The sequence below is a fragment of the Flavobacterium sp. genome (assembly GCF_029945805.1).
GTDB lineage: Bacteria > Bacteroidota > Bacteroidia > Flavobacteriales > Flavobacteriaceae > Flavobacterium.
On record NZ_JAQSDH010000044.1, the window covers coordinates 1 to 18,011 of the forward strand.

The window sequence follows — 18,011 nt, forward strand, 5'->3', positions numbered from 1 at the left end:
GCTCTTTTTACAGCTACTGACACTTTTCTTTGGTATTTCAATGAAGTTCCAGTTAAACGACGCGGTAAAATTTTACCTTGCTCGTTAACGAATTTCAATAAAAAGTCTGCATCTTTAAAATCAATATATTTGATTCCAGATTTTTTGAAACGACAATACTTTTTAGTTTTGTTAGTTTCAATGTTTAAAGGAGTAAGATATCTGATATCTCCGTCTTTTTTTCCTGAAGCGGATTGTTGTAAATTTGCCATGATTAGTTTGCTTTTGCTTCTTTTAATTTAGTTCTTCTTCTTTCAGCCCAAGAAATTGCGTGTTTGTCCAAACTTACTGTTAGGAAACGCATAACTCTCTCGTCACGTCTAAATTCAGTTTCGAAGGCAATAAGAACTTCTCCTGACACTTGGAATTCAAATAAATGGTAAAAACCACTTTTTTTGTTTTGGATTTCGTAAGCTAATTTTTTCAAGCCCCAATCCTCTTTAGATACCATCTTTGCTCCTCTAGTAGTAAGAAAATCTTCAAATTTGCTTACTGTTTCCTTTACCTGAACTTCAGATAAAACGGGATTTAAGATGAAAACAGTTTCGTAATGATTCATAATAAAATGTTTAAATTTTTTAATTTGGCGCGAAGGTATAATTAATATTTCAATTTACAATCTCATCTCGCATTAAATCGTCTAAAAGTAAATAATATCGTTTAAAGGTAAAAATAATCGATGAAATGTTAGGTAGATTAAAAAAAAGCATCTATTTTTACCAAACCAAATCTTTTATACAAATAAATATGAAACTAAATTGTGTTGTTGTTGATGATAGTTCCATTCAGCGGATGATCATTGCAAAGTTAGTAAATAATCATCCAAACCTACACTTAGTGGGTGATTTTTCTAATGCAATCGAAGCAAAAAATTGCATGTCGGTGCATACAGTCGACTTAATCTTCCTGGATATTGAGATGCCCGTTATAAGTGGATTCGATTTTCTGGACGGACTTAAAGTGAAACCTCAGATTATTTTTATCACATCGAAAGCTGAGTATGCTATGAAAGCATTCGATTATGACGCCACGGACTACCTACAGAAACCGATAGCGCTTGATCGTTTTAATGCTTCAGTTAGAAGAGCAATGGATTTCCATATGCTAAAGAAAGAAAATCAAGAAGAAGAAGGAGAACACATCTTCATTAAAAGTAATCTTAAGAAACTTAAAATTTATACCAATAAAATTAAGTGGATTGAAGCTTACGGAGATTATGTAAAAGTAGTTACCGAAGATGATAGTAATCTTGTACTTTCTACTATGAAATCTTTTGAAAATGATTTATCGAAAGAAAAGTTTATCCGCGTACACAAGTCATACATTATTAATATAGACAAAGTGGAACGTTTCAATAGTAAGTTCGCTGAAATTGGGGTTACTAAAATTCCGTTAAGCAGGAATAAAAAAGAAGATTTAATAAAAGCTTTATCTATTGCATAAATTTACTCAGTAGAAATCAACATTTACAATAACCTTAATTGATCTGTACTGTGAAACCAAATCAAAACTATTCAGGATTTTCTGGATAGTTTTTTTTGTGCCTTGAATGGAAGTATCTCCTGGCATCTTAATCAATATCGTCCGAATATATTCATTCCTAATTCTACTAATGGCAGGCTCTTCCGGTCCAAGAACAGGAATTGTCAAGTTTTGTTGCAAAACCTGATACAGCCACATCGAACCTTCTTTTAGCTTTTCAAAATCACGATGCTTTAATGTCAGTCGGATCAACCGATAAAATGGCGGATAGAAATATATTTTTCTTTCATAAAGCTGCTCTTTATACATCCCTTCATAATCATTATGGGTCACTTGCTGGATTACATTATGCAACGGATTATAAGTCTGGATAATTACTTTTCCACGTTTCTCCGCCCTGCCCGATCGTCCGGCAACCTGCGTCATCATTTGAAAACTTCTTTCAAACGCCCTAAAATCGGGATGATACAACATAGTATCGGCATTCATTATTCCGACCAACGAAACATTATCAAAATCCAAACCTTTAGCAAGCATTTGGGTTCCAACCAAAACATCAATTTCACGATTTTTAAATCCATCTATAATTTTCTCAAAACTGTATTTTCCCCGCGTGGTGTCTTGATCCATGCGTTTGATATTTCTTTGCGGAAATAATTCGGCCAATTCCAACTCTATTTGTTCCGTTCCAAAACCTTTGGTTTCTAAATCAACACTCGAGCAAACATGACAATTAGTGGGCTTTGCCATCGAATAACCACAATAATGACACCGAAGCTGATTCTTGTACTTATGATAGGTTAAGCTAACATCGCATTGCGGACATTGCGGCACATTTCCACAGGTTATACATTCTAATACAGGAGAAAAACCCCGACGATTTTGAAATAGAATTACTTGTTCACCATTAGCAAAAGCTTCTGAAATTTCATCAATTAAAGTTGTGCTGAAATGTCCTTTCATCTTCTTCCTGAAATAGCTGTCTTTCAAGTCAACCAATTCTATTTCGGGCATTTGAACTTTTCCAAAGCGTTCTGTTAAAGTTACCAAACCAAATTTCCCTGAAATAGCGTTGTAATAAGTTTCAATACTTGGTGTAGCCGACCCTAATAGTACCTTTGCCTTATGCGAATTCGCTAAAACAATAGCCGCATCACGAGCGTGATACCTTGGTGCCGGATCTTGTTGCTTGAAGGTTGTTTCATGCTCTTCGTCAACAATGATTAAACCTAAATTGTTGAATGGTAAAAACATGGCCGACCTCGCTCCAATAACAATTTGTGCAGCATCTGAATTTTCGATTACATTATTCCAGACTTCTACTCTTTCATTATTGGAATATTTCGAATGAAAAACAGCCACTTTATTTCCAAAATGAGCTGTTAACCTTGAAACTAATTGTGTTGTCAATGCAATTTCAGGCAACAAATACAAGACTTGTTTGCCTTTATCAATATAATTCTCAATGAGTTTGGTATAGATTTCTGTCTTTCCACTTGATGTTACTCCGTGCAAAAGCAAAACTTCTTTTTCTATAAAAGATTTTTCAATTTCATCAAAAGCTATTTGCTGGGCTTCACTCAATTTGAGTTCGTTATCAACTTTATTTTTCTCGAAATTTACTCGGTCTTCCTGAATAAAATATTCTTCAAAGATTTCTTTCTCTACCAAAGCTTTCACAATCGCTGTTGAACTTTGAGCAGCCTCGGTAAGTTGCTTTACCGATATTGGCTTTTTTTCCTGCGCCTGTAACTGAAAATACTGAAGCACTAAATTCTTTCGTTTTTCAGACTTTAAACCGTCAAGCAATCCAATAAGTTTTTCTTCTGCCAAATATTTTTCTTGCAAACGAATGTACCGAATGAGTTTCGGCTTGTATTCTTCCTTAATTTCTTCCTGGAGCGAAATAATATCTCTATTAATTAATTTTTGAATTACTGGAAGGATTGTTTTCTTATTAAGAATATTGATAATATCTTGAACCTTCAGTGAGGACTGCTGCTGCAGCGCCTCAAAAATCAAAAATTCGTCATCAGTAAGTTCGGTTTTGTCGATAAAAGTTTCTTTGTTTTGAGAAATGATAGTCTCGCTTTCTAGCAGCAACGCTGATGGCAAAGCACCTCGATAAACATCGCCAATGTTACACATATAATACGAAGCAATCCAAAACCAATGATTAATTTGGAATTCGTTTACAATGGGTTGTTCGTCTAGTATTTGATGGATTTCTTTTGCCTCGTAAAGTGCCGGAGCAATCTGATGTAAATCAACTGCAAGCGCGGTATAAATTTTACTTCTGCCAAATGGGACAGCAATACGCATTCCCTTTTTAATAAAATTGAATTCTAGTTCTGAAACCTTATAAGTAAAGGTTTTAGGAAGTGAAAGCGGAATAATGACTTCAATAAAAAAATTCATTTTTAGAATACTATTTTAGTCTAATCCACGTTTGAGATCTTCCAAAAAGTGAAATTCCAATATAACCACGAACGATGAGTTTATCTTTTCCATCTAAGGTCATTTTGCAGTGGTAACTTTTTCCGTTTTTGGGATCTGTAATTTTACCAGAATCATAACCGTTAGCGCTTTTGACCAATCCTTTAATGATTATTAATCCCAAAATTGGTTTATTTCGATCGTCATCTTGACACTTTTCGCATTTAAGATGCTTTTTATTGTGTTCAAATATTTCAATTATTTTGCCGAAAACTTTTCCTTTATGCTCAAAAATCTCAACAATTCCCTTTGCTTCTCCCGTTTCGTCATCAATAGTTTTCCATTTTCCAAAGACGGTCTGGCCAAAACTAGTTTGGAAAAACAATAGTAAAAAAAGTAAAATTTTTATTTTCATTAGGATTCTAATTCTTGTTGCTTTTCACGTTTTATATGATTAATCGAACTATTCAGATCAAAACCTAAAAGCAAAATCATACAATTTATCCAAATATAAAACATTACAACCAGCAATGTCCCAATTGATCCATAAAGTTCATTGTATTTTGAAAATTTAATAACCCAGATTCCAAAGAAATACGACAAAATAATAATTAAAACCGTAGTAAAGACGGAGCCTATTGATATAAACGGCCTTTTTTTATCATTTATAATTCCAAATTTAAACAACAAAGAGGTAGACATCAATATCATTAAAATAACGAAGATATACCTACCCATTTCTATTAATGGAATACTGTCTGCTAGTATATCCTGAATTTTTGTAGTTTGAATAAAAATTTCAAATATTAAAATTACTACAACTGTTATTAATAAAAACAACGACAAAACAATGGACAAAGCCAATGCAACAAAATACTGAGTGTGAAATTTTCGTTTATGACTTACATGTACATGATGTCCGTTTTCAAATCCCCCCAGAATAGCACTTACACCGTTAGTCATCAGTAAAATTGCCATTAAAAACCCTGTTGAAAGTAATCCGCTATGACTGTTGTGTAAAATGTCGTTGATTATTTTATAAATAGCCTCGTAGGTTGTTGGTGGTACACTTTGCTGAACAAAACCCAAAAAATCTTGCTGAAAGCCTTCGATTGGAATATACGGAATAAGATTCAGAATGAATAGCATAAACGGAAACAACGCCATAAAGAAACTCCAAGCAATAGCCGAAGCACGGTAAGAAATGGCACCTTCTACGATTCCGACGAAATATAAATCTAATAAATCGAATAAAGATAATCCGTGAAGCCAAGGCAATTTTATTTTCTTTGTAAAAAAAACAATTTGCTTAATAATTGGTAATTTAATAAATTTATTTTCTTTGGCTGCTGTTGACATCTAGATGGCTTTTAAACTTAAATCCATATTGTAGATAGAGTGTGTTAATGCTCCCGACGAAATGTAATTGACACCGCATTCAGCATATTCTCTAATCGTTTTCTCATTAATATTTCCAGAAGATTCTGTTAGACATTTATCACCAATCAATTTGACAGCTGTTTTTGTATCTTCAAAATTGAAATTATCAATCAGTATTCTGAAAACACCTTCGCTTTTCAAGATTTCTTTTATTTCATCCAAATTTCTGGCCTCTACAATAATCTTTAAATCCAGATTATTAAATTTCAAAAAATCCTTTGTTTTGGCAATGGCATTGGTTATTCCGCCCGCAAAATCATTGTGATTGTCTTTCAGCATTATCATATCATACAATGCAAAACGATGATTTTCTCCACCACCAATTTTTACAGCCCATTTTTCGCAAGCTCGGAATCCCGGAGTTGTTTTACGTGTATCTAGAATTTTAGTTTTGGTGCCTTCCAATAACTTGACATAATTGTTAGTCTTTGTACCAATGGCCGACATGCGTTGCATTGAATTCAATACCAATCGCTCCGCTTTTAAAATTGATTGGGAACTTCCCGAAACGTGAAAAACAACATCACCATACTTCACTGCTGCACCATCATTAATAAAAGTTTCCACTTGCAACGTTGGATCTACGTTATGGAAAATCATTTTGGCAAATTGAACGCCCGCAATTATTCCGTTATCTTTTACCAAAAGTCTTACTTTTCCTATAGCATTACTCGGAATACAAGCCAATGAACTGTAATCGCCCGGACCAATATCCTCACGAATTCCGTTTTGAATAATTAATTCGAGTTCTTTCTGAAACTGTTCTTCTGAAATCATTTTAAAACTATTGATTGGCTAAAATAACATTTAATTTATTCATTTAAAAAAGAAAATTGATTTTGAATTTCTATTTTTGCAGCATAATTACGCAACACATGTACAAACTACTCATTCGCCCCATATTATTTTGGTTTGATCCAGAAAAAGTTCATTATTTCTCCTTCAGTTTTATAAAATTAATTTCTAAAATTCCCTTTGTTCCTGCTATTTTAACGTCTATTTATGAGGTAAAAGATACTGGTTTGGAAATCGAAGTTTTTGGATTAAAATTTAAAAATCCAGTGGGATTGGCGGCCGGATTTGATAAAGATGCCAAATGCTACCAAGAACTTTCCAACTTTGGTTTCGGATTTATTGAGATTGGAACCTTAACGCCAAAACCACAAGACGGGAATCCAAAAAAGCGGTTATTCCGTTTAAAACGGGATAATGCAATTATCAACCGAATGGGTTTTAATAACGGCGGCGTTGCTGCAGCGGTTGAAAGATTAAAGAAAAACAAGGGCGTTCTTATTGGTGGAAATATTGGAAAAAATAAACTTACGCCAAATGAAGATGCTACTTCGGATTATCTGATTTGCTTTGAAACGTTATTCGAATACGTTGATTATTTTGTGGTAAATGTCAGTTCTCCAAATACTCCGAATCTGCGCGAGCTTCAGGAAAAAAAACCGTTGACAAAGCTTTTACAAACCTTGCAAAATGAAAATAATATAAAGCCAAAAGCAAAACCAATTCTCTTGAAAATTGCTCCCGATTTGACTGACGAACAATTATTGGACATTATCGATATCGTAAATGAAACTAAAATCGCGGGCGTAATTGCAACAAATACAACGATTTCAAGAGAAGGTTTACAATCGGAAAACAAAGCAGAAATAGGCGGATTATCTGGAAAACCTTTGGCGAAACGTTCCACTGAAGTGATTCGATTTCTTTCTGAAAAAAGCAATAAAGCGTTCCCTATTATTGGTGTGGGTGGAATCCATTCAGCCAAAGATGCTTTGGAAAAATTAGAAGCTGGAGCTAGTCTGCTACAATTATACACTGGATTTATTTATGAAGGGCCGAAATTGGTTTCCGATATCAATAAAGCAATACTAAAAAAATCTTAGTAACTTAGCCCCTTTACAAAACAAGAAATTGAAACCAAAAATCAAAATAATAGAATGTCCACGTGATGCCATGCAAGGGATAAAAGCCTTTATTCCTACCGAGAAAAAGGTAGAATACATTCAGGCTTTACTTCGTGTTGGATTTGATTCGATTGATTTTGGAAGCTTTGTTTCGCCTAAAGCAATTCCGCAAATGCAGGATACGGCCGAGGTTTTAGCACGATTGGATTTATCACAGACACAAAGTAAGTTGTTAGCGATTATCGCCAATACGCAAGGTGCGGTTAGTGCTTCTAGTCACAAAGAAATTCAGTATTTAGGTTTTCCCTTTTCGATTTCCGAAAACTTTCAGATGCGTAACACACACAAAACCATTGCCGAAAGCTTAGTAACACTTCAAGAAATTTTAGACATTGCAGCTGCTTCCAATAAAGAGGTTGTGACCTATATTTCTATGGGCTTTGGAAATCCGTACGGTGATCCTTGGAATGTTGAAATTGTTGGTGAGTGGACCGAAAAATTGGCAAATATGGGCGTCAAAATTCTCTCGCTTTCGGATACCGTTGGAAGCTCTACCCCCGATGTAATCACTTACTTGTTTTCAAATTTGATTTCAAAATACCCGCATATAGAATTTGGAGCGCACTTACACACTACACCGGACAAATGGCATGAAAAAGTAGATGCTGCCTACAAAGCGGGCTGTGTACGTTTTGATGGTGCGATTCAGGGATTTGGCGGTTGCCCAATGGCAAAAGACGATTTAACGGGTAATATGCCAACCGAGAAACTCCTATCCTATTTCACAACTCAAAGAGCCGATACCAATACAAGTCCGATGAGTTTTGAAAGTGCTTACAACGAAGCAACAAAAATTTTTACAGTTTATCATTAAAAACTGCCGACTGCTACTGCAAACTGAACACAATTTATAGTATATTTGCACGCAATTTAACTACAACTACAAATTGCATGAAAGCACACACTACTAAAATCGTTGGAGAAGGACTTACTTACGACGATGTACTGCTCATCCCAAATTATTCCGAAGTTTTACCGCGCGAAGTTAGCATTCAATCGAAATTTTCGAGAAATATAACTCTAAACGTTCCTATCGTTTCCGCTGCAATGGATACCGTTACCGAAAGTTCAATGGCAATTGCTATGGCACAAGAAGGCGGAATTGGTGTTTTACACAAAAACATGACTATCGAACAACAAGCTGCGAAAGTCAGAAAAGTAAAACGTGCGGAAGCCGGAATGATTATCGACCCCGTAACGCTTCCTTTAAAAGCAACCGTTGGAGATGCTAAAATGCTGATGAAAGAACATGGAATTGGTGGAATTCCAATCGTGGATGAAAACGGAATCTTAAAAGGAATTGCGACAAACCGAGATTTACGTTTTGAAAAAATAAATTCTCGTTCTATTGTAGAAGTAATGACTTCAGAAAATTTAGTTACCGCTCCAAAAGGAACAACATTACAAGAAGCAGAAGGAATTCTACAAAAAAACAAAATCGAAAAACTTCCCGTAGTGGATGATAATTTCAAACTTATCGGATTAATAACTTTCAGAGATATAACAAAGCTTACTCAAAAACCAATAGCTAATAAAGATAAATATGGTCGTTTACGAGTTGCAGCAGCATTAGGCGTTACTGCGGATGCTGTAGAAAGAGCTACTGCTTTGGTAAATGCTGGAGTGGATGCTGTAATTATTGATACGGCACATGGTCATACGAAAGGAGTTGTTGATGTTTTGAAATTAGTAAAAGCCAAATTTCCGAATCTGGATGTTATTGTTGGAAATATTGCAACTGCTGAAGCCGCTTTATATTTAGTAGAAAATGGTGCTGATGGCGTGAAAGTCGGAATTGGTCCAGGTTCAATTTGTACAACCCGAGTAGTAGCTGGAGTTGGTTTCCCTCAATTTTCTGCCGTTTTAGAAGTCGCAGCAGCGATAAAAGGATCTGGTGTTCCCGTAATTGCCGATGGTGGAATTCGGTATACTGGTGATATTCCGAAAGCGATTGCGGCGGGAGCAGATTGCGTCATGTTAGGTTCATTACTAGCAGGTACGAAAGAATCTCCAGGAGAAACGATCATTTTTGAAGGAAGAAAATTCAAATCGTATCGTGGAATGGGTTCCATTGAAGCTATGGAAGACGGTTCTAAAGACCGCTATTTCCAAGACGTTGAAGATGATATTAAAAAATTAGTCCCAGAAGGAATTGTGGGCCGTGTGCCCTACAAAGGAGAATTAAACGAAAGCATGCAACAGTTTGTTGGCGGACTTCGTGCCGGAATGGGTTATTGTGGTTCTAAAGACATTCCAACGCTTCAAGATACCGGACGTTTTGTTCGAATTACAACAAGCGGAATCGGCGAAAGCCATCCACATAATGTCACGATTACTAAGGAATCTCCAAATTATTCGAGATAAAATTTAAGCAAAAATAAAAAGGCATAAGGTAATTACTTATGCCTTTTTTAATTATTAAACAATGACCATTAAATAATCGATTGTCAGTCTGAGCCTGTCGAAGACCAATTTATATCCCGGTAAAATTACTTGGAGTAATTTTCAATAATTCTTCTTTTATCGCATCGGAAACTTCCAATGTTCCTATAAAATCATGAATCGCCTTTTTATCAATAACCGAATTTGTTCTGGTCAATCCTTTCAAAGCTTCATACGGATTTGGATAGGCTTCTCTTCTCAAGATAGTCTGAATTGCTTCGGCAACAACGGCCCAATTTCGCTCTAAATCTTCAGCAAATTTTGGTTCATTCAACAACAATTTGTTCAACCCTTTTAAGGTGGCATCAAAAGCAATTATAGTGTGTCCAATCGGAACACCAATATTTCTCAAAACCGTACTATCCGTTAAATCGCGCTGCAATCTTGAAATGGGCAACTTAGCTGAAAGATGTTCAAATATTGCATTGGCCATACCCAAATTTCCTTCCGAATTCTCAAAATCAATCGGATTCACTTTGTGTGGCATCGCAGAAGATCCAATTTCACCTTCTTTGATTTTTTGTTTGAAATACTCCATTGAAACATACGTCCAAATATCTCTATCCAAATCGATGATAATATTATTTATCCTTTTTAATGCATCAAAAAAAGCAGCAAAATGATCGTAATGTTCAATTTGTGTTGTTGGAAATGAATGTTGTAAACCAAGCGTCTCTTCTACGAAAACAGTTCCAAATTGTTTCCAATCCACGTTCGGATACGCCACATGATGTGCATTATAATTACCAGTCGCGCCACCAAATTTAGCCGCAAACGGAACATTAAACAACAAACGCATTTGCTCTTCCAAACGTTCTACAAATACCATGATTTCTTTTCCTAAACGTGTTGGGGATGCTGGCTGTCCGTGAGTTCGTGCCAACATTGGAATATCCTTCCATTCCATTGCTAATTCTTTTAATTTAGCGACCAGACCAATCAATGACTTCAAATATACTTGCTGAAAAGCCTCTTTGGTAGATAACGGAATCGCAGTATTATTGATGTCCTGAGAAGTCAAACCAAAGTGGATAAACTCTTTGTATTTCGACAATCCCAATCCTTCAAACTTCTCCTTAATGAAATATTCCACCGCTTTTACGTCGTGATTCGTAGTTTTCTCAGTCTCTTTTATCCAAAGTGCATCTTCAGTTGAAAAATTTTTGTACAAATTTCGTAGCCCTTCAAATGCTGTGGAATTTATACCTTTTAATTGAGGCAAATTGGCTTCACACAAAGCGATGAAGTACTCTACTTCAACCAAAACTCGGTATTTAATTAAAGCTTCTTCAGAAAAATAATTGGAAAGCGATTTGGTTTTACTTCGGTATCTTCCATCAATTGGAGAAACGGCGTTTAGCGTTGTTAATGACATGTGTTGTGTTGTTTATTCTAAATTAATTTACTGCGTCAGTTCGCTAACGCTCGTTTCAGAATCTTTTGTGGTGCAAAAATAAGTATTAGTTGTAATCTTTAGGTTATGACCCGAATAAAATATTTTTATTTTGTGAACTGGTGAAGCAATCTTAAGTTTTTTTAGAAGCACAACACTTGTATTTTTAAGGACCGTTACTCCCGCTGTCCATTCTATCTTTTTTGTTTTGTCACGCTGTTCCGAAACTTCGGGAGTCGAAGTACAAAACAAAAAAGGATGCCACTCCCATCGGGGCTAAAGACAACGTTTTATTTTTAAATCAGCATTACAATTTTAGTAATTTTTCTCTTAGAAACGGGACGCCTTCAGTAGCATTCATTGAAATAACTTCCAATGGATTTTTTAAATCGTAAATCGTTGCAGGTCGCGGATCAATATAGAATACAGGAACATTTTGACGCGCATAATGCATCAAACCAGCAGCAGGATAAACTTGAAGTGAAGTTCCAATAACCGCTACATAATCTGCTTTTCCTGTAATAGTTACTGCCTCATCTAAAGCCGGAACTGCTTCGCCAAACCAAACAATATTAGGACGCAATTGCTTTCCATATGTATCGGTATCACCAAGCACCAAATCGTCATGCCAATCCAGGATTTCCATATCTGAAATAGAATCACTACAGACTTTCAAGAGTTCGCCATGCAAATGCAACACTTTGGTACTTCCGGCTTGTTCATGCAGATTATCTACATTTTGGGTTATAATATGAACGTCGAATTCTCTTTCAAGTTCCGCTAAAATGACATGTCCTTTATTTGGTTTCACCTCGATAAGTTGACGGCGCCGCTGATTATAGAAATCCAATACCAATTCTTTATTGCGGAGCCAACCCTCATACGAGGCAACTTCCATAACATCGTGACCTTCCCAAAGTCCATCTGCATCTCGAAACGTTTTGATTCCGCTTTCAGCCGATATTCCCGCACCAGTTAGAACGACTAATTTCTTTTTCATATTCGCTAATGTAGTAAACTTTTTGCTGTCTCCAAATTCTTTCTGCAGCCTGTTTGTAAATGCTAGAGTTCTTTTGTAATTTGTTGTGTTATCATCAAAAAGTCGTCTGATTTGTTTATAACTTTATCAGCAGTCACAATAAAAAACGAGGTTTAAATGGTAGTTTTGATATACGACAAGAAGCTGAAAAAGCCACTACCCTTTGAAACAAAATACAACATGAGAAAACATTTTTATAAATATTGTGCCATTTCCTTTTTACTCACCACGTTATGGACTATGTATGGTTTCTTTGATTTTTTTCTTACCAAGTCATTTGAATATTCTTTGGTTTATTATTTTTATTCCGTTGTTGCATCCATTATTTTAGGGTCGATACTCTTTTTACTGCATTTGTTTTTTTACTTTATAAAGAAATCCAAACACATTTTAAGTAGTTTTTTCTTCATCTTTTCTGTTATTTTTAATTTGTACATGGCATTAATTTGGGGAGTTTGCATCGGTTTAGATTTACTGCCAGCAAATATAGGATTTACCTTTTTCGTCCTTGGTTCTTTGCTAATCAGTAGCTTCTTAGCTTACGATATTTATAAAATTGTTTTTGAGCAACGGGCAATAAAGAAATTAGAAAAAAAATAAAATTCTTTTCCAATTCTGTGTAAATCAGCAGTAGTACTACTACTGTACTGTAAAAATACTATTTTTGCCAAAAAGTATTTGAAATGACTGATTTAGATTACCTAAAATATCTTGAAGGATTTTTAACTGACAACCGCAAGGAACGTTTTGCTAACGTTTTGTCTAACAGAACAAATCATTTTACAATTGTTGTTGAAGATGTATTTCAGATGCACAATACAAGTGCAGTGATGCGCAGCTGTGAGGTTTTTGGAATTCAGCAGTTGAATATCATCGAGCAACGCTTCGGAAAAAGCATTGATAAAGAAATTGCGATGGGTGCTCAAAAATGGGTTGATATCAATACTTTTGAAACGGTGAATTCATCTATTGAAGCAATGCGCGCCAAAGGCTACCAAATCATAGCTACAACTCCACATAACGATTCCTGCATGTTAAGTGATTTCGATATTTCTAAACCAAGTGCTATTTATTTTGGAACAGAAAAAGAAGGATTATCAGAAGAAGTAATCGCTCAAGCAGATGGTTATATCAAAATCCCCATGGTTGGTTTTACGGAGAGTTTGAACATTTCCGTGTCGGCAGCAATTATAATTCAGGACATTACGACTCGCCTACGCCAATCTGCGGTCAAATGGCAACTATCTGAGGAAGAAATTTTGGTAAAGCGCTTACATTGGGCAAAGAATACCATTAAGGATATTAAGCGGATTGAAGCAAGATACTATGAAGAGAGACCACTGCGATGAAAGATACAAGACCGCTTCACTGAAAGAAAAAAGAATGATAGCTTGTTAAAGAAACTCGAAGTCTTACTTCTTTCTTCTTGCAGCGCAGCGTTGTATTTTCTTATCTCTTCTTCAATACCTTATACTGCTCATAGCATTCACTAATGGCATCCATAATTTGTAAGTCGTTAGCGGTTCTGATAAATTCTTCCGAATAGCTACAACGCGTAAGGATTTCGGCGATTTCTTTTTTGTCTACGCCAAGTAATACACCCAATGTTTCTCTGTCAAATTTAGATTCTAAAAGATGTCTTACTGTATCATCTTTTTTCATCTGTTTGAGTTTCTTCAGTTCATTGGATTTGTTACCAAAAAAATTATAGAGCATATCTGCAGGGTTGAATATAGAACCTAAAACTCTTGAAAATGCACCCGAAGATGAGCTACCTGTCTCATATCCTTGTGATAAGCCAGAAATACTGTAGCGGTAATTGTTGTCTTTTTCGGGAATGAGTTTGGAATCAATTTCAAGGTAACCTGTTAAACTGTATTTTTTTACAATTACTTCTTCCAAAGCAATTGCCTTTTCCGTCAACAGCAATTTAGCTGTTCCATTTTTCAACCAGTCATTGGTAACTCTAACACGCAAAGATTGATAGCCAAGCGAGGAAATATGCAATGTGTCACTAACGCTTACTTCGAGTTCAAAATATCCTTTAGAATCTGTTACGACGCCTTTTACTTTATTAATATTGATTACATTAACATTTGGAATTGGAAATAACGTATTGTCGTTAACAATAGTTCCAGTAACTTTTTGCGTTAAAGGATTTTCTTGCGCGAAAGCTGTAAAGCAAAACAGAAATAAAAAGGGAAGTAGTAAATATCTCATGGTTGTTATTGATGGTTTAAAAGTATGAAACTCTTTTAAGATATTTTACGTTTGCATTGAGAATTAGAACAAAATTAACAAAATCAAATAAACCCATAAAAAAACTCCGCTTTGACCTCAAAAAATGAGTAAAAACGGAGTAGTTATTTTTCCTTTGTAGGATATAGAATTAAGCTTTAGCTCTTTCTTGGTCTTCTGCTTTTTGCAGCTTCGAAGGAACGACCTGCTGGACTTTCACTTGAACCTTCAGAACGTCTTGGAGCTCTTTCTTCTCTTTGAAAAGAACCTGGTTCTCTTTTCGGAGCAGTATCGCGATTGAAACCACCTTCTCTTCTAGGTCTTTCTGAACTTGAACTTCTGTCGCTTCTGAAACCACCTTCTTTTGGAGCGGCGCTTCTTTCACTTTTAAATCCACCTTCTTTTCTCGGTCCGAAACTTCCTCCGCCACCAGAACCTCTTCGGTCTCCGCCTGAGCTTCTTCCGCCACCAAATCCGCCACCGCTTCTTCCGTTGTGGTCACGTCGTTCTCGGCTTCCGCCATCGTTTTTAGAGATCTCTACGTTGATGCGTCTTCCGTTCATATCAAATCCGTTAAGGATAGACATTACTTTATCCGTGTGTTCGCCGTCAGTATTAAAGAAAGAGAAACCTTCTTTCACATCTACTTTGAATACGTCATCACGACCTAAATCAAGTGTATCTTTCAAGAAATCTTTCAATTGCATCCAATCGAAATCATCACGAGAACCAATGTTTACGAAATAACGAACTGGATCTCCAGCTCTGATTTCTCTTGGCTCTGAACTTCTTTCGCTTCTATCGCCACCATTTTCACCAGATAAATCGCGTTTCTTTTTGTAGTAATTGATAAATCTATTGAATTCAACAGAAACCATTTTCTTAATTAATTCTTCTTTAGACAAACCATCAAGTACTTCGTTGATAGCCGGTAAATAAGTATCTATTTCGTGGTCTACTTCAGTATCCTTAATTTTGTTTGCTAAGTGCAACAATTGGATTTCACAGATTTCAATTCCAGATGGAATCGTTTTTTCTTGAAATTTTTGTTGGATGATTCTTTCGATTGAAGAAATTTTACGCAATTCACTTTTTGTGATAATTACGATAGAAGTTCCTAATTTTCCAGCTCTTCCCGTTCTTCCTGAACGGTGGTTGTATGTTTCAATTTCATCTGGCAATTGATAGTTTACTACGTGAGTAATATTATCAACGTCAATTCCACGAGCCGCAACGTCAGTCGCAACAAGCATTTGAATTTGATGACCACGGAACGATTTCATAACACCATCACGTTGCGCTTGAGACAAATCGCCGTGCAATGCCGCAGCACTGTAACCATCTTCGATTAATTTTTCAGCAACCGCTTGAGTATCACGTTTTGTTCTACAAAAAACTACTGAGAAAATATCTGGATTAGCATCAGCCAATCTTTTCAAAGCTTCGTAACGGTCTCTAGCATTTACACAGTAAAATTCGTGTGATACAGTAGCCGAACCTGAATTTTTATGTCCAACAGTAATTTCAACTGGTTCTGACATGAATTTTTTAGCAATACGCGCTACTTCCGCAGGCATTGTTGCTGAGAATAACCATGTTTTTTTCTCATCAGGAGTATCAGAAAGAATCGAAACGATATCTTCATAAAATCCCATGTTTAACATCTCATCTGCCTCATCAAGGATACAGTAATTGATGTTTTTAATGTTTACCAAACCACGATTAATCATGTCTTGCATTCTACCCGGTGTAGCTACAATTACTTGCGCTCCACGTTTAATTTCTCTGGCTTGGTCTGTAATGCTTGCACCACCATAAACTGCCACTGTATGTAAACCTTTTACATATTTTGAGTATTGTTTAATCTCGTTGGTGATTTGTAAGCAAAGCTCACGCGTTGGTGATAAAATTAACGCTTGAGTACTTTTGTCTTCAGCATCAATTTTTTGAATTAGCGGAAAACCAAATGCTGCCGTTTTCCCTGTTCCTGTTTGTGCTAATGCGACTAAGTCTGTGTTTTGTTCCAATAGTACTGGAATCGCTTTTTCTTGCACTTCTGACGGATTCTCAAATCCTAGATCTTTGATCGCCAGTAGTAACGATTCATTCAGACCTAATTGTTCAAATTTATTCATATTGTATTTTAAATTGGGTGCAAAGGTAGTTTTTAAATGCTTTACAACCAAATTTGTTAGGTATTGATTTTCAGTTTGTTATATTTTATTATTTTTATCTATTTTCAAAAAGTAATTCTACTAAGTGATATGTGATGTGAAAAATAAAAATCCGTGTTACTTTTGCAAAAAAAAATGATGCTTGAATTTTTAGATAGTAGTGGAACATTGGTGTTTGCGATTTCGGGAGCCTTAACTGCTATTTATAAAAAATTAGACTTATTTGGCGTGTATTGCATTGCATTTGTAACTGCTTTAGGCGGTGGAACAGTGCGCGATGTAATGATTGGTAGAACGCCAGTTGGTTGGATGCAAGACATGAATTATATTTACATTATTACTTTTGGATTTGTACTTTCTATTGTTTTTAATAGGTATTTAGACCGTTTGCGAATTTCTATGTTTTTGTTTGATAGTATAGGTTTAGGTGTTTTTACTTTAATTGGATTAGAAAAAGGAATTCAATACGGATTGAACCCTTTAATATGCATTATATTAGGCACAATAACGGCAACATTTGGTGGCGTAATTCGAGATATATTGTGTAATGAAATTCCAGTTTTATTTCGAAAAGAAATTTATGCTACGCTTTGTATTGCTGGTGGAATTTTATTTTTTGGTTTAAAAGAACTTCAATTGCAACAAGAGTTTATTTCTCTAACCGTCGCATTATTTATTATAAGCTTTAGATTGATTGCCTTTAAATATAATTGGGGATTGCCTGTTGGAACCATTTTTGTAAAAAAGTAATTAATTGCGCTACCGCCAATCCACGATGACTGATGGTAGACTTCTCCTCTATCGTTAGCTCCGCAAAGGTTTTAATATAACCGTCAGCTACGAATATCGGATCGTATCCAAAACCATTGGTTCCTATTTTTTCTTCGATAATTTTACCTTTTATAATTCCGGTAAATAAAGTTTGTTTTCCGTTAAGATTTAAAACTATTACGGTTTTGAATTGAGCAGAACGATTGGTTTTATCCTTTAAATTTACCAATACCTTATTCATATTATCATTGGCATCTTTTTGTTCTCCAGCATAGCGCGCCGAATATACTCCGGGTTCACCATTTAATGCAGTTACTTCCAAACCCGTATCATCGGCAAAACAATTATAACCAAATTTTTCAGTAACATAATTGGCTTTTAGAATAGCATTACCTTCAATAGTATTAGCAGTTTCGGGAATATCCTCAAAACAATTAATATCTTCCAAACTTAATAATTGTATGGTTTCTGGAAGTAAAAGTTGAATTTCTTTGATCTTATTTTTATTGTTGGAAGCGAAGACGAGTTGCATTGTATCAGATTTTAGACTACAAAGTTATTTTATAATTCTTATTAATTAG

17 protein-coding genes are annotated in these 18,011 nt (G+C 35.4%); 6 read left to right on the plus strand and 11 right to left on the minus strand.

Translation table 11 applies throughout. From position 1 onward, the window contains the following. The coding region (rpsR, locus tag PSU83_RS11635) for a 30S ribosomal protein S18 (protein WP_300589634.1) at positions 1–251 on the minus strand (251 nt) is incomplete at its 3' end. Between the two features lie 2 nt (positions 252–253). Further along, complete coding sequence (rpsF, locus tag PSU83_RS11640) at positions 254–598, minus strand: 30S ribosomal protein S6 (RefSeq protein WP_300589636.1); 345 nt, start codon at positions 596–598, stop codon at positions 254–256. Between the two features lie 188 nt (positions 599–786). Between rpsF and PSU83_RS11645 the strand changes: the two genes are divergently transcribed. Then, positions 787–1,482 (plus strand): LytTR family DNA-binding domain-containing protein, encoded by a 696-nt coding sequence (locus tag PSU83_RS11645; protein ID WP_300589637.1) that lies wholly within the window; start codon positions 787–789, stop codon positions 1,480–1,482. Positions 1,483–1,488: 6 nt separating this feature from the next. On the opposite strand, the gene priA is transcribed toward PSU83_RS11645, so the two are convergent. From priA to nadC, 4 genes are read right to left on the minus strand one after another with little or no spacing between them, the layout of a single operon-like run. Then, positions 1,489–3,939 carry a primosomal protein N' gene (gene priA / locus PSU83_RS11650; protein WP_300589639.1) on the minus strand — a complete coding sequence of 817 codons (2,451 nt, stop codon included), beginning with the start codon at positions 3,937–3,939 and terminating at the stop codon, positions 1,489–1,491. A gap of 10 nt (positions 3,940–3,949) precedes the next feature. After that, positions 3,950–4,372, minus strand: coding sequence for a DUF2147 domain-containing protein (locus PSU83_RS11655; RefSeq protein ID WP_300589640.1), 423 nt, complete (start codon positions 4,370–4,372; stop codon positions 3,950–3,952). After that, positions 4,372–5,316: a YihY/virulence factor BrkB family protein gene (locus tag PSU83_RS11660; RefSeq protein ID WP_300589641.1), complete on the minus strand. Its 945-nt coding sequence runs from the start codon at positions 5,314–5,316 to the stop codon at positions 4,372–4,374. Before PSU83_RS11660 ends, PSU83_RS11655 begins: the two co-directional genes overlap by 1 nt. Beyond that, complete coding sequence (nadC, locus tag PSU83_RS11665; protein WP_300589642.1) at positions 5,317–6,174, minus strand: carboxylating nicotinate-nucleotide diphosphorylase; 858 nt, start codon at positions 6,172–6,174, stop codon at positions 5,317–5,319. A 98-nt stretch (positions 6,175–6,272) separates the two neighbouring features. On the opposite strand from nadC, the gene PSU83_RS11670 reads away from it, so the two are divergent. The 3 genes from PSU83_RS11670 to guaB all read left to right on the plus strand — a co-directional run bounded on the left by PSU83_RS11670 (position 6,273) and on the right by guaB (position 9,737). Further along, positions 6,273–7,292 carry a quinone-dependent dihydroorotate dehydrogenase gene (locus PSU83_RS11670; RefSeq protein ID WP_300589643.1) on the plus strand — a complete coding sequence of 340 codons (1,020 nt, stop codon included), beginning with the start codon at positions 6,273–6,275 and terminating at the stop codon, positions 7,290–7,292. A 28-nt stretch (positions 7,293–7,320) separates the two neighbouring features. Then, a complete protein-coding gene (locus PSU83_RS11675; RefSeq protein WP_300589644.1) occupies positions 7,321–8,187 on the plus strand; it encodes a hydroxymethylglutaryl-CoA lyase in 867 nt (288 codons plus the stop codon). A gap of 77 nt (positions 8,188–8,264) precedes the next feature. Beyond that, the gene (gene guaB, locus PSU83_RS11680) at positions 8,265–9,737 is read left to right on the plus strand and encodes an IMP dehydrogenase (protein ID WP_300589645.1); all 1,473 of its coding nucleotides are present in this window, start codon (positions 8,265–8,267) and stop codon (positions 9,735–9,737) included. Positions 9,738–9,846: 109 nt separating this feature from the next. On the opposite strand, the gene purB is transcribed toward guaB, so the two are convergent. Beyond that, positions 9,847–11,190 (minus strand): adenylosuccinate lyase, encoded by a 1,344-nt coding sequence (purB, locus tag PSU83_RS11685; RefSeq protein WP_300589646.1) that lies wholly within the window; start codon positions 11,188–11,190, stop codon positions 9,847–9,849. A gap of 325 nt (positions 11,191–11,515) precedes the next feature. Next, positions 11,516–12,208, minus strand: a complete 693-nt coding sequence (locus PSU83_RS11690; RefSeq protein WP_300589647.1) for an NAD-dependent deacylase — start codon at positions 12,206–12,208, stop codon at positions 11,516–11,518. Between the two features lie 722 nt (positions 12,209–12,930). On the opposite strand from PSU83_RS11690, the gene PSU83_RS11695 reads away from it, so the two are divergent. Beyond that, positions 12,931–13,596 carry an RNA methyltransferase gene (locus PSU83_RS11695; RefSeq protein WP_300589649.1) on the plus strand — a complete coding sequence of 222 codons (666 nt, stop codon included), beginning with the start codon at positions 12,931–12,933 and terminating at the stop codon, positions 13,594–13,596. Between the two features lie 100 nt (positions 13,597–13,696). Here the strand turns inward: PSU83_RS11695 and PSU83_RS11700 are convergent, their stop codons facing one another. Then, positions 13,697–14,467: a carboxypeptidase-like regulatory domain-containing protein gene (locus tag PSU83_RS11700; RefSeq protein WP_300589650.1), complete on the minus strand. Its 771-nt coding sequence runs from the start codon at positions 14,465–14,467 to the stop codon at positions 13,697–13,699. Positions 14,468–14,643: 176 nt separating this feature from the next. Then, positions 14,644–16,620, minus strand: coding sequence for a DEAD/DEAH box helicase (locus tag PSU83_RS11705; RefSeq protein WP_300589651.1), 1,977 nt, complete (start codon positions 16,618–16,620; stop codon positions 14,644–14,646). A 177-nt stretch (positions 16,621–16,797) separates the two neighbouring features. Between PSU83_RS11705 and PSU83_RS11710 the strand changes: the two genes are divergently transcribed. Then, the gene (locus PSU83_RS11710) at positions 16,798–17,409 is read left to right on the plus strand and encodes a trimeric intracellular cation channel family protein (protein ID WP_300589821.1); all 612 of its coding nucleotides are present in this window, start codon (positions 16,798–16,800) and stop codon (positions 17,407–17,409) included. Here the strand turns inward: PSU83_RS11710 and PSU83_RS11715 are convergent. After that, a complete protein-coding gene (locus PSU83_RS11715; protein ID WP_300589652.1) occupies positions 17,360–17,962 on the minus strand; it encodes a non-canonical purine NTP diphosphatase in 603 nt (200 codons plus the stop codon). The genes PSU83_RS11710 and PSU83_RS11715 overlap by 50 nt on opposite strands. Positions 17,963–18,011 lie beyond the last annotated feature (49 nt).